This window comes from Croceitalea marina, from assembly GCF_042684265.1.
Classification (GTDB): domain Bacteria; phylum Bacteroidota; class Bacteroidia; order Flavobacteriales; family Flavobacteriaceae; genus Croceitalea; species Croceitalea marina.
This window is the reverse complement of record NZ_JBHULB010000011.1, coordinates 154,475-167,592: the sequence shown is the minus strand read 5'-3', so window position 1 is coordinate 167,592 and position 13,118 is coordinate 154,475. Positions and strand designations below refer to the sequence as shown.

At 36.7% G+C, this 13,118-nt stretch carries 9 protein-coding genes; 4 read left to right on the top strand and 5 right to left on the bottom strand.

Annotated features, from left to right (window positions below; translation table 11 throughout):
• Nucleotides 1-72: 72 nt before the first annotated feature.
• Together ACFSQJ_RS09690 and ACFSQJ_RS09685 are read right to left on the bottom strand one after the other, a co-directional pair.
• Nucleotides 73-735 carry a hypothetical protein gene (locus tag ACFSQJ_RS09690; protein WP_377766760.1) on the bottom strand — a complete coding sequence of 221 codons (663 nt, stop codon included), beginning with the start codon at nt 733-735 and terminating at the stop codon, nt 73-75.
• Nucleotides 736-2,140: 1,405 nt separating this feature from the next.
• A complete protein-coding gene (locus tag ACFSQJ_RS09685) occupies nt 2,141-3,157 on the bottom strand; it encodes an alpha/beta fold hydrolase (protein ID WP_377766759.1) in 1,017 nt (338 codons plus the stop codon).
• 254 nt (nt 3,158-3,411) lie between these two features.
• Between ACFSQJ_RS09685 and ACFSQJ_RS09680 the strand changes: the two genes are divergently transcribed.
• From ACFSQJ_RS09680 to ACFSQJ_RS09665, 4 genes are all read left to right on the top strand, one after another.
• Nucleotides 3,412-4,467 (top strand): bestrophin family protein, encoded by a 1,056-nt coding sequence (locus ACFSQJ_RS09680; RefSeq protein WP_377766758.1) that lies wholly within the window; start codon nt 3,412-3,414, stop codon nt 4,465-4,467.
• 35 nt (nt 4,468-4,502) lie between these two features.
• A complete protein-coding gene (locus tag ACFSQJ_RS09675; protein ID WP_377766757.1) occupies nt 4,503-5,831 on the top strand; it encodes a BNR-4 repeat-containing protein in 1,329 nt (442 codons plus the stop codon).
• A 2-nt stretch (nt 5,832-5,833) separates the two neighbouring features.
• Nucleotides 5,834-6,262 (top strand): hypothetical protein, encoded by a 429-nt coding sequence (locus tag ACFSQJ_RS09670; RefSeq protein WP_377766756.1) that lies wholly within the window; start codon nt 5,834-5,836, stop codon nt 6,260-6,262.
• An 88-nt stretch (nt 6,263-6,350) separates the two neighbouring features.
• Nucleotides 6,351-7,574 carry a hypothetical protein gene (locus tag ACFSQJ_RS09665; protein WP_377766755.1) on the top strand — a complete coding sequence of 408 codons (1,224 nt, stop codon included), beginning with the start codon at nt 6,351-6,353 and terminating at the stop codon, nt 7,572-7,574.
• Between the two features lie 365 nt (nt 7,575-7,939).
• Here ACFSQJ_RS09665 and ACFSQJ_RS09660 read toward each other — a convergent pair whose 3' ends face one another.
• From ACFSQJ_RS09660 to ACFSQJ_RS09650, 3 genes are read right to left on the bottom strand one after another with little or no spacing between them, the layout of a single operon-like run.
• Complete coding sequence (locus tag ACFSQJ_RS09660) at nt 7,940-9,397, bottom strand: lipopolysaccharide biosynthesis protein (protein WP_377766754.1); 1,458 nt, start codon at nt 9,395-9,397, stop codon at nt 7,940-7,942.
• Entirely contained in the window at nt 9,382-10,668 is a 1,287-nt protein-coding gene (locus ACFSQJ_RS09655; protein WP_377766753.1) for a glycosyltransferase family 4 protein, read from the bottom strand. The genes ACFSQJ_RS09660 and ACFSQJ_RS09655 overlap by 16 nt, the downstream gene beginning before the upstream one ends.
• Nucleotides 10,668-13,106, bottom strand: coding sequence for a YfhO family protein (locus ACFSQJ_RS09650; protein ID WP_377766752.1), 2,439 nt, complete (start codon nt 13,104-13,106; stop codon nt 10,668-10,670). Before ACFSQJ_RS09650 ends, ACFSQJ_RS09655 begins: the two co-directional genes overlap by 1 nt.
• Nucleotides 13,107-13,118: the final 12 nt, after the last annotated feature.

Here is a 13,118-nt window from a genome sequence, read left to right as displayed (position 1 = left end):
TTAGTTACGGGTTAATATGCCTTAATTTTCAGTTTAGTACTAACCGTTAGCAATACCATATTCTGCAATAATCTACTCTTCAAATGCAACTTCATCACTTAGAGAACAACTATCAGTTTTTTCGTTAACATTTTTCTCTAAATTGTTTTGAAGACCATTTCTTTTAACTATCCAAAAGTCGCCATAAACTGATTTATAACATATTTTGACACTTATCTTATCAGCTCTATCGTAAATGAATTGCATCAGTTTTTTATTTACTGACCAATCAATTAAGTTGAAATTCTCATTAGGTGATATAATTCTATTAAATAAAATATCGTTACCGTGACCTAAGGGGATTGAGTCAGGAACATTTAGCAGTTTATAAAATTCATTCCAATTTTCAAATGACTTTCCATCATAGGATATAACGGTTTTATCAATTATAGCCGGACCAGTTCCTCTGTTTGATATTTGGAAATTAAATTTAGTTAAACCATCAGACCTTACTCCTCTGGACATTTCTATACTTAAGCTTGGCCAAGCATTTGATTTAGATTGCTCGATTAATATTTTAGTTTGTTCATTCATTATGGATGCTTGCCTCATCGAAACAATCAAAGCACCAAAACTTGCAATCAGAACACCAATCGCAATTACTAAATTTGGCTCGAATTTTAACTTTAACTTTTTTCTTGTCATTTTGGTTTTTAATTGGATACATAAATAATCTAAGTGGAGTTTTAATTCCATTTTAGCAACTTATAACGAAGTTCGTAGAAATATTTTAGAAAATCTATACCTACAGGCCGCTAATTCTATAGTAGTTTTTAACAGGTAGATTACTCACTTCCTCCTTCGAGTCCACTTCGACGGGCTCAGTGTGACATTGAAACTAGTTTTGACTTAGACATTGACTTGCCTGTGCTGAGCCTAGTCGAAGTACTCAGCGTGACAGCTCGAAATGACCAAAACACCGCCTAAGTCATTTCGAAATCAAAAGCAAAGCTTTGATTGAGAAATCTCAAAAACCTAATAAAACATACAAATTCAAGAGAATGGCTAACCCCTTGGTTATTAAGATTTCTCACACTCCTTTCAGTCGATTCGAAATGACTAGGATAAAAGCTCCTTCCCTTCGTCAAGGGAAGGTGGCTTGATTGCAAAGCGAACAAGACGGAAGGGATTGTATTAGGCCATATTTCAAAAAGCAAGCCCCCCCTTTCTCATGTCGAGTCAAGATTCATCCCCCTCCTCACCTGATGAGGGAGAGCTAAGTTGAATTAAATTAAGTCATTGAAATTCTTTTACCATGCTCAATATGACAGCTCAAAATGACCAAAACACCGCACTAAGTCATTTCGATATCAAAAGCAAAGCTTTGATTGAGAAATCTCAAAAACCTGATAAAACATACAAATTCAAGAGAATAGCTAACCCCTTGGTTATTAAGATTTCTCATACTCCTTTCAGTCGGTTCGAAATGACTAGGATAAAAGCTCCTTCCCTTCGTCAAGGGAAGGTGGCTTGGTAGCAAAGCGAACAAGACGGAAGGGATTGTATTAGGCCATACTTCAAAAAGCAAGCCCCCCCTTTCTCATGTCGAGTCAAGATTCATCCCCCTCCTCACCTGATGAGGGAGAGCTAAGTTGGTTTAAATTAAATCATTGAGATTCTTTTACCATGCTCAATATGACAGCTCAAAATGACCAAAAAACCGCCTAAGTCATTTCGAAATGAAAAGCAAAGCTTTGATTGAGAAATCTCAAAAACCTAATAGAACATTCAAAGTCAAGAGAATAACTAACCTCTTGGTTATTAAGATTTCTCACACTCCTTTCAGTCGGTTCGAAATGACTAGGATAAAAGCTCCTTCCCTTCGTCAAGGGAAGGTGGCTTGGTAGCAAAGCGAACAAGACGGAAGGGATTGTATTAGGCCATTTTTCAAAAAGCAAGCTCCCCCTTTCTCCTGCCGAGTCAAGATTCATAACCCTCCTCACCTGATGAGGGAGAGCTAAGTTGGTTTAAATTAAATCATTGAGATTCTTTTACCATGCTCAGTATGACAGCTCGAAATGACCAAAACACTGCCCTAAGTCATTTCGAAATGAGAAGCAAAGCTTTGATTGAAAAATCTATAATGTGTACCTATAAATTTCTAATTATCACTTTGCATTTCTGCTATCAACCTAATTATTTCTTTAGTAATAATATCTGCATTCTCTTTTTTTGTAAAAATAGTTTGATGATTTCCATCAACTAAAAATTGTTTTCCATTCGTTGAAAGCTGGGCAAACTCTTTTTGCGCTGCTATGGTCTCGTTTAAGAACTTATAGGGGTCAATACCATTTTTACGGTAAGCCTCTTTATCAATTGCTATCGCGGTGAAAACTCGAATAGGCAATGTACCAAAATCATCTGTCTTGCCCGCCCGCTCTAGTGCAGAATGGTAGCTTTCAATTTCATTCTTATATGCTCTTGTTCGCTTTCCGTTAAGCAAAAAATCTCTTGTTCTCGCATTAATTTCATCTGGTAATCCGTCTCCAGCCAATAATGACCCTGAAAAACTTTCAAAAAGTCCTACAATACCTAAATCTGCCAAAAACGAAGCCGTACCCAGTAAAAAAAGTGTAGTCTTAAACCAGAATGATGATTTTTTCGCAGCATTTAACCTTTCTACCTGTTCTGGATGTGTGGCATCTATAAAAACTAGCGCTTCAACTTCATCTGGATATAATTCTGCAAAAACGCGTATATATGGCCCTCCCATAGAATGTCCTGCTAAAATGTAAGGTGGTGATTCTCCCGCCTTTTCCAGTAGTTGGTGCAATTCTCTTGCAATTGTTTCTGCACTGCGTGTTACATCACTTTGTTCACTATATCCATTTCCGGCTCGGTCGTAACGCACAACTCGCAAACTATCTTTTAGTCCTTCACTTAACCAATGATAGTATTCTGTTGAAGAACTCGCTCCACCTTCTATTATAACAGTTGGTTTATCATTTTCTATTCCGGTTGGGTGAATATGCAAATCAATCCCGTTCACATTAACGAGCTTTCCCATAGGCTTATGTAGCTCAGGACCAAATGCTCTAAAAGCTAAGCCGGCTAAGACAACTAAACCTATTAGTATTCCAATATATTTAAAAATCTTTTTTGAAATTTTCTTTAGCATCCAAGAATGTTTTTACTAATCAAATACAACTCTTAGTTACGAAGTTCGAAGAAAAATTTTAGTAAATCTGTACCTACAGGTCGCTAATTCTAAATTAATTTATAACAGTTAGATTTCTTACACTCCTTATTATTCGTTTCGAGATGACAACGAGTTAATCATAGTCATTCCGAGCAAGTGAAACGACGAGGAATCTCAGTAACCATTTTATGCCCATAATTTCGTAGCTTGTTTACTTTAAAACAAGAACCAACATGTACACTAAAAAAACCTATTCTACCCTTCAAATGGCAATTTGGACTCGTTATGAGACACTCCTTTTTACCATTATTATTTTAGCAGTGGTGGCAGCTTACTACTTTTTAGATTTAGCCTGGTTAAAAATTCCGTGGACTCCCCTAGCCCTAATTGGCACTGCAGTTGCTTTTGTTATTGGTTTTCAGAATAACTCAGCCTACGGTAGAATTTGGGAGGCCCGTAAAATATGGGGTGGTATTGTAAATACATCTCGCACATTTGGCATGTTTGTTCAAGACATGCTTACCAATGAGCATACCCAAAAACCTGTGGCTGATAAAGTGTTACAATCTGAAATTAAGACCCTAACCTATCGCCATATAGCTTGGATGACGGCATTACGCCACGCCATGCGGGCTCTTAAGCCCTGGGAAACCACTACAAATCATAGAACCAACCGAGAATGGGACACCAAACCACCAGAGCTTGGTGTAGATTTAAAAGATGACTTAGCTCCTTATTTGACTTCAGAAGATTTGGCAGATATCCTAAAAAAAGACAACAAACAAACGGCATTACTTTACCAGCAATCGCATCATCTTAGAAAATTAAAGGAACAAGGTGTAATTTGGGAGTTTTCGTTTTTAGAACTCGAAGGTGTTTTACAAGAATTATTTACCCTACAAGGTAAGAGTGAACGTATCAAAAACTTCCCATACCCTCGTCATTTTGCGACCTTAAATCACTTTTTTATGTGGATTTTTGTGTTATTGTTACCCCTAGCACTAGTACCCCAATTTGGAGAGATTGGTAGTGAAATAGCAGAAAAGTACCCGCTTATTGGTAACCTTTTCGTTTGGGTATGCGTTCCTTTTTACATTATAGTGGCATGGATTTTTCATACTATGGAGCGTATTGGACGCACAGGCGAAAATCCATTTGAGGGTACTGCCAATGATGTACCTATTTCTACAATCGCTAGAGGAATTGAGATTGATTTACGCCAAAACCTAGGTGAAGACAAAGATTCCATTCCAAAGCAATTTCCAATGAAACATGATACACAGTTTTAGTCCCTAAAACAATGTCTTAACTTGCATAATAATCTATGAGGCAAATCCTGAAAAAAACTATTCTCAAAAGGGATAGTTCTATAATACATTTATTACTATTCTTATGCTTTCTTTACTCTAGTTCAGGTTTTTCACAACAAATAGTAAATACTCTTGATAAAGACGGTGCTTGGTGTTGGTTCTCAGACCCAAGAGCAATACTAGTGGATAGTATTCTTATTACTGGATGGGTTAATTCTAAGGGCTCAATTATAGCAGCAAAACTTAACACAGATACCAAAAAGATTAGTAAATATGAGTTATATCATAAACTTGAAAAAGATGATCATAATAATCCTGTCTTTGCAGTTAACAAAGATGGGGAGGTAATTGCACTCTACACAAAACACAGTAAAAAACATCTTTATCAAAATTTATTGAATAGTATAAACGGTCCTTTTCAATTTGGAAAAACACGAAGATTATATCCTTTCAGTAAAAAAGATTTATATAAATACCGTAAACCAACAATAACATATGCTAATCCAATTTTATTAAATAATATACTGTTCAATTTTGGCAGGTATACTGGCTTTAAACCAAATTTAATGTGGTCAGATGATTTTGGAACTACCTGGACAAAAAGTAGTATTTTTTTAACTCGTACACCATACAATAAAAGTAATCGACCTTATATAAAATACTCTTCGGATGGGAATTCTAAAATACACATGGTATTTACCGATGGTCACCCACTTGAAGAGAAAGAAAACTCTGTTTATTATACCTATTTCAAAGGAGGTGCGTTTTTTAATGCCAAAGATCAACAAATTGCAGATTTAAGTAATATCCCATTTGAACCGTTTAAAACAACTTCTATTTATAAATTTAATAAAGAAGAAGGTCGCGCTTGGATTGCAGATATTAGTCAAGATTCCTTGTCTAATCCAGTAATACTATATACAAAAAGTCCTGCAAAGAATAATCATCGCTATTGGTATTCTAGAATAGTAAATGGAAAATGGATAAATAAGGAGATTTGTAAATCTGGCAAGTGGTTTCCTAAAACTAAAAAGGGGAAAAAAGAAAAAGAACCCTATTATTTTGGTGGAATGACAATACATCCATCTAATCCAAACATTATTTATATTTCTAAACAAGTGAATGGAGTATTTGAAATAGAACGTTGGGAGACAAAAGACTTTGGTTTATCATGGACTAGTAGTGCTATTACAAAAAATTCTAAGTATGATAACGTAAGACCCTATATTCCCAGAGGATTAAAAAAAAGTAAAGAAGAAATCGTCCTTTGGATGCAAAATAAGAGATATAGACATTTCACTAAATTTAAGTCTTCCATAAAATATAGTATTCTAAAAAATTAAACATGAGTATACAAATTCCTAATTGGATTATTATTGCAGGCGGAATAGGGCAAATTTTCACCGCCTTGGTTTATCCGTATATAAGACATAAAGTATTTGATTGGTATACTGATGTAAAGCAGCTAAAGCCCTTAAACCAAGAAATTGCTAAGACTTATGGTAGGTATATTCAGGGATTAAACTTCTCTTTTGGACTTATTGCCATCTTAATCCCTTCAGACCTAAAGAACCAGACCAATCTTGCTTTGGCGCTAACAGGTCTTATCGGTGCTTATTGGGTAGGCAAAGTGGCTACACAAATTGCCTATTATCCCATGTATCAAATTCCGCAAAAACCACTCTTTAAATATGGAGGTTATGGTATGAATCTACTGTTCGTTTTCTTCGCAGTAGTCTATACTTTGCTTTTTATTTACAACTTAAATATCTGATTTTAAAGTAGTTAATTTTTTTGGCACGCTGTTTGGTATTACCAAATCGGAAAGTAAATAGTTGCTTCCAGAATTTAAACCTTATAGTATGAAAAAGTTAGTACTTATTATTGCAGCGGTCTTTTTTGGTACAACCATGACCAAAGCTGAAACACTAGAAGATAAGGTTGTTGTTAATGCTTATCGTTATAATAACTCCTTCATCTTCGTAGAAAATGGAGTAACCTTCTCTGTTTATCCAGACGGAGAGTTTGATTTCTACATCGACAATCAAGTAAATGTTGGTGTACGAGGAAGAGTTGGTAATGTTGGCATCACATTCAATTCTGGCTTTAATTACAATCCCTTTGTACAGTATGATGACTACGGAGCCATAATTCAAGTAGAAAATGTACCTGTATTTTATGACTACTACGGTCGTGTATCACAAATAGGTGGTGTAGATGTATGGTACAGAAATAATAGGGTTCGTAGAATCGGTGGTCTTAATGTCTTTTACAATGGAGGTGTATTTAGCCACTATACAGGATTCATAAACATTTATAACAGAAACTATGTATACCGTCCGTTTCACAGGTATTTTGCCAGACCGGCCGTTGGGTTCTGTAATGTATGGACAACACCTTATAGAAGATGGTACAACCCAGTTCGTTATACATGGTACAGACCTTATAGAGATAATTTTAGAAGGGCTTATGTAAACAGAGGTAGAGAATACCGATACGACAGGTCTAGAAGAGCTAATATTTACCGTAATGATAATCGCGTAACGGTTAGAGAAAACAGGGGGCGTAGAGGTGATTATGGCAGAAATGACAATAGAATCTCGAAATCTGATAGAAGGTTTGCCGATAACGGACGTAGCTCTAGCAACAGATCTGCGATATCTAGAGGTAAGTCTACAAGACAAGGAGATGTACGAAGAGGAAATGATGTAGTACAACGTTCAAATAGAGGTACAAGCGTAACGGAGCGATCAAATAGAGGTAATAGTGTTACCCAAAGATCGGTAACAAGAACGCCACGTAGTACGTCCATAACAAAAAGGGAAGTTACTAGAACACCTCAAAAGAGAACTGTAAGCAGAAGTACAACAACGTACAGAAAGCCACAGGCTACGCAGAAGAGAAGTGTTGTAAGCAACAGAAGTACTCAGAAAAGAACGCAAAGTGTTCAAAGAAGTACGCCTCAGAGAAGAACATCGACGGTTAAACGTAGTAGTTCTCCTCAAAGAAAAACAGTAAGTAGAAGTTCTTCTTCAAAAAGAAGTTCAGCTACAAGTTCTAGAAGCAGAAGTTCTAGAGTACAATAACAGAATTTGCTCAGCGGAGTTAAAGATGCTTCGACTCCGCTCAGCATTCGAAACACCAACTGTTTTGTTTCTTGCCAAAGCAATTACAAAACAGGGTTAATCGAAGTTTTTAGGTTGGTTAGTTGTTACCCCGTAGTTGGATTTATCCGCTACGGGGTTTTTTATGAGGTAGCAAATAAAAGATTTGCGTAATCGAATTAAATCTTGAAAACGATTACAGGTCTTTTGCCAGTTCGAGTGATTTTGAGGAACGAAAAATAATATCGAGAACCCGACAAAAGAGCTTAACCATTTCTCGATACATATTTTACGCTAAAGCGTAAAATCCGCTCGAAATGACACCGTTTGGTGTTGAGAACATATAACTATGTACGCTTTCTAAAAAGCCTAGAAATAACCCCATTCACATCTTCAGAAATTCTAAGCCGATATACAATGCCTACGTACATCACCACTAGGAGCATAGATTTAAGGATGATATTTAAGATTGGATGAAACGAAAAATACAAATAACTGAACAAGGTGCCCAATACGGCTAAGGTGGCGAAAACTTTACCTGTAGCAATTGTAAACGGTTGAATTTTAAATTTTTCGTACACGTACCAAAGCTTTAAAAGGTTAAAAAGACAAATAGCGATAAAGCTTGCCAGAGCAGCACCTTCTAGACCTAAGTTGGGAATCAGCCATAAGTTTAAAAGAATGGTCAAAACAGCAAGACATACCCCAAACAACAACACGGTTTTATAATATTTTGAATTGTATAAAATGGCGTTGTTATTGCCCAATAACGAATCAAAAACCTTGGCTAGGCCTATAAGCAAAACAATATAGAAACCACCTCGGTATGCTTCTGGCAATAATTTATTCAGTTCCTCCAAATTCAAAATAATCAAAAGAAAGAGTATCCCTGAAGCGATGAAAAGCGTTAAAGACGTTTTTTGATATAACTTCTTTAATTCTGAAAAATTAGCCGTATTCAACAGTTCAGCGGTAAGCGGATACGTAATATTGTGCATCGCCCGGGAAGGAACAATAATAACGGTTGCAATAAAAACCGCTACGCTGTAATAGGCAACGTTTTCAATCTCAATAAATTGATTGATCATTACTTTGTCTATTTCCAATAGGATTAGCGCCGCAGAACCACCAAGAATTATTAATACGCTATAACCCAGTATTTGTCTAGTTTCTTTTGGGAAATTAAAATCCAGTTTTAAAGTTCTTAAACTATAGGCATAAAATTTAATGATCAAAGTTCTTATAAGGTAAACCCCGACTAGGGCCATTAAAAAGAAGTCAAGTGAAATAATTTCGAAATAGTAAAGCCCTAACAAAATCATGATACAGAGTCGTGCGAATACTTCTTTTAGAAAATTACCGAATACCGATTTCAGATGTACTTTACACCAAGCATAGAACACTTCAAAATAAGCTAGTGCGAAACCTACCAAAAAAATATGCCAAACATAGTTCTTTACGATTGAGTTTTTTTGTGCTAAAAATTCACCGATCTCATTATAAAAAAACCAAGTAGTAAATGCTATCGGAATTAGGGTAATCAAAGGACTCAGCAGCATCAAGGTCAGAAAAGCGTCTTTCTCCTCTTCTTTCTGATTGCTGTAGTACTTAACCATAGTATTGTGAACCCCAAATGCTAGTAAAGGCATCAGAATAGCACCTGTGGCGAGAATAACACCTACTAAACCATAGTATTCATCCGGGAGTATTTTGGTATATAAAAAGAGGATGTTGATTGCACCAATAGCAAAGCCGATATAGGTTATGGTGGTATTCTTAAGCGACTGTTTTAAGACGATTCCCATCTAATAAAATTGGCGAGTTGTTGGGTTAATTGTTTTCTACTATACTTTTCAATTCCTTTTGGATTAAGCCGTAGTTCCCCTTTTTGATACAGCTCAAACCATTCTAAAAGTACATTTTTTAAGGCGGACTCATCATTAGAAACCAAACCTAACCCAGAATCTGTTTCTTTTATAATTTCAGCAGCTTCCCATCCTTCCGGACCAATAGCGAGTATTGGCCTTTTAGCATTTAAATATTCAAAGAGTTTACCCGGTAGAATTCCACGTGTTTCAGCTGAATTGATTTCCAGTAACAACAATATTTGTGATTTGGGCTGAAGTTCTAAAACCTCAGTATGGGCCAAGTAACCCAATTCGTCCACAAAAGACGCTAAGCCATGTTGTTTTAACGAAGCAAAGACTTCTTTGCCCACTACCCCAACCAATCGAACTTCAAGTGCTTCCTTAAAAGCCTCATTCTCTTTGGTCAATTCACCTAAAACCTTCCAAAGTACCTCAGGATTTCTATCCGTTAGCAACGAGCCGATGTGTGCAATACTGAACTTTTTATCCAATTCAGTTTTGACAACGGCACCATCGTAGCCATTGGTGATAACTTGAATAGGTTTATTGGTAAGTTTTTCAAATTCTTTTTTAGTGTTATTGCTTGTAACCACAATTTTATCTGCCGTACTCAAAACAAGCTTTTCCAATTCTTTGTGTTTCTGACGTGAAGATTTTGTCAATTTTAGCTTCTTATGATAGCCAATAGTGGTCCAAGGATCACGAAAATCAGTAATCCAACTGATACTTTTTTGCCGCTTTAAACCCAACCCAATAAGATGGATACTGTGTGGAGGCCCAGTAGTAATGACCGTTTTAATGTCCTCTTTTTCAATAAAATCGGACAGAAACTTTACAGATGGTTTTACCCAGTATTTTCTGGCGTCGGGGATAAAGAGATTTCCCCTGATCCATAACAATACCTTTTCTAAAAACGATTGCTTTTTGCGTTTTTGAATGATACCCGAGCTGATGCGTTGCGTTTTCTTTTTTGAAAATATGGCAGCAAGTTTGTAAGGCTCAAAAATGGGTTGTTTCAGTATTTTGATTCCTTCGGGAATTTCAGCTTCTAAAGAAGAATCGTTTATGGGATAATTCGGGTTCTCTGGAACATAAACAATAGGTTCAATATCAAAGTCTCGCAGATATTTTACAAATTTCAACCAACGCTGTACCCCTGGCCCACCAGCCGGAGGCCAATAATATGCTATGATGAGAATTTTTTGCATTATTCCTTCGCTTTACGCTTAGGTTTCCAAAAGGTGAATACCAATCCAATTAAAATTACAAGGGCTAGTGCAATATTACTTCCTAGTGCCACTTCACTTCCTATTTTAACCACCTCTGGGTTGAATTGAAAAACAATAGTATGTTCACCTGCAGGAACTTTCATCCCTCTTAGGGCATAATTGACTTTAATATGTTCTGCTTCTCTACCATCTATTGTGGCAGCCCACCCTTTAGGATAATGCATTTCAGAAAACACAACGAACCCCTCATTCGTATTGGAAGTCTTGTATTCTAAATAGTTTGGTCTGTAGTCCACCAATTTAGCTGTAGCCAGGGAATCCACCTCATAAGACAATTTTGTAATTCTTGGGTGGCTTCTAGTGTTGACTATTGCAGTCGTTTTTGAATTTAGTCCTTTTAAACCTTGAATTTCTTCATCGGCATTGTTGACTGGTTCAATTTTTTGGACAAACCAAGCATTGCCATTTCTATCATCATTGACCGCAGGAAAGCTTCTTCCCTCATCGTCTTGCTGAATAATATATTTTACGTTCAACATATTCAGTACCTCTACATTATTATCATAAAGGTGATACTCGAATAAATCTTCTAGTTTACCCGGTTTGGCCGCATGATAACCGCCAAGAGACTGATGAAAATAAGACGTTCTGGCTCCGTTCACTCCTTCTTGCGGGTCAAAAACCCGGAATATTTCTTTATCCTGACGAATGGCATTATCAAGATCAGAAGCCTGAAAAGGTCTTTCAACAACTCTTGCCCTTACAAAGTCATCTTTATTCACATACCGAAGATTTACCCCGACCAAATCAAACAAAATAAGGGCACCTAAAGCAATAACTACTGCGTTCTTTTTTAGTTTCTCCCTCAAAAATAAAAAGAGGACACCAGCAGTAAGTAACGCATAGATTAAAGAACGTATCGTATCACTAACATAAACAGCTTCTCTATCCCGCTCTATCATGGCCATTAAATCTTCGGGGAAACCTCTTTGTACCATGCTGGCATCTCTAAAGCTTTCAAAATCAAAGAACCCTTTCATTACGAAAATTAAGACAAGTATTCCACCAGTTACGATGCCCGAAAGTTTTAAGGCATTCATTTTTGCCTTCTTTTTTACCGAAGATTTAAACAGCTCCCTCAAACCTAGAATTCCTAAAATAGGAACGCACAATTCAAGTACAATCTGAATTGAAGAGACCGCTCGAAATTTATTATACAGCGGAAAATAATCTATCATAAAATTGGTGAGCGTTGGAAAGTTTTTACCCCAAGATAAAAACAGGGACAAGATGGTGCCTCCAACAAGCCACAAAACAAACTTTCGCTTTACCAAGAATACGCCTAAAAGAAACAAGAAAAATAGCACAACCCCGATATAAGCCGGGGCGGAAGTACCTGGTTGGTCTCCCCAATACAAAGGCAAATCTTTTGAAAACTCTATTGCACGTGTTGGTGGCAGACCTTGCCCAATTAAGAACTCATAAGCTTTAGAATCTTTTCCTAAATCCTCATGATTAGAACCTCCGAACATTCGAGGCACCAACAAATCCAATGATTCCGTTATTCCATAGCTGTAATGGGTAATATAGTCTCTATCCAGGCCATCTTTGATTTCTTTTGCCGAACCATCAGGATTAATGGTAAGTTCCGATTTTCCGCGGGTACTCCAATCCGCATATTCTTTCGTGGCCATCAAAGAGGTTGTATTGGTAGCTATTCCTAAAATTACCGCTAAAATTAAAATACCAACAGAAGTAAAAAAGTGTTTTAGCTGTTTGTCCTTAATTGCGTAAATCAAATACACCAAGCCCAGTATTAACACCAACAGCATAAAATAATAGGTCATTTGGTAATGATTGGCACTTATTTCCAAGGCCATAGCAATAGCCGTTAAAATAAATCCGAGCAGGTATTTTTTTCTAAAAACAAGCGTAATTCCCCCTAAAACCATTGGTAAATAAGCCAAAGCATGTGCTTTTGCATTATGCCCTACACCTAAAATGATAATAAGATAGGTAGAGAAACCAAAAGCCAGCGCGCCGAGTACTGCAAGCCGATATTCCACTTTCATGCAAAGCATAAGAATATAAAAGCCAATAAAATAAAGAAACAGATAGTCTGCCGGGCGTGGTAAAAATCTGATTAAACGATCTAGTTTTTTTACATAGTCATGGGGATAGTTTGCCCCTAATTGATAGGTTGGCATACCACCAAATGCGCTATTGGTCCAATACGACTCAATGCCTGAATTCGCCTTAAAGTCATTACGCTCTTTGGCCATACCCTTGTACTGGGCAATATCTGACTGAAAGATAGCCTTGCCCTGTAAGACCGGATTAAAGTATGCCAGTGCGGTAATTATAAAAAGTGCAATGACAATTAAATTGGTAAAGATTGCTTTAGCGGAAAGCTTCATAGAATGCTGTTG

Bases quoted from the DNA above. Each gene is read 5' to 3' on its own strand.
- ACFSQJ_RS09690 (WP_377766760.1), bottom strand. From the start codon at position 735: ATGGAATTAAAACTCCACTTAGATTATTTATGTATCCAATTAAAAACC.
- ACFSQJ_RS09685 (WP_377766759.1), bottom strand. From the start codon at position 3,157: ATGCTAAAGAAAATTTCAAAAAAGATTTTTAAATATATTGGAATACTA.
- ACFSQJ_RS09680 (WP_377766758.1), top strand. From the start codon at position 3,412: ATGTACACTAAAAAAACCTATTCTACCCTTCAAATGGCAATTTGGACT.
- ACFSQJ_RS09675 (WP_377766757.1), top strand. From the start codon at position 4,503: ATGAGGCAAATCCTGAAAAAAACTATTCTCAAAAGGGATAGTTCTATA.
- ACFSQJ_RS09670 (WP_377766756.1), top strand. From the start codon at position 5,834: ATGAGTATACAAATTCCTAATTGGATTATTATTGCAGGCGGAATAGGG.
- ACFSQJ_RS09665 (WP_377766755.1), top strand. From the start codon at position 6,351: ATGAAAAAGTTAGTACTTATTATTGCAGCGGTCTTTTTTGGTACAACC.
- ACFSQJ_RS09660 (WP_377766754.1), bottom strand. From the start codon at position 9,397: ATGGGAATCGTCTTAAAACAGTCGCTTAAGAATACCACCATAACCTAT.
- ACFSQJ_RS09655 (WP_377766753.1), bottom strand. From the start codon at position 10,668: ATGCAAAAAATTCTCATCATAGCATATTATTGGCCTCCGGCTGGTGGG.
- ACFSQJ_RS09650 (WP_377766752.1), bottom strand. From the start codon at position 13,106: ATGAAGCTTTCCGCTAAAGCAATCTTTACCAATTTAATTGTCATTGCA.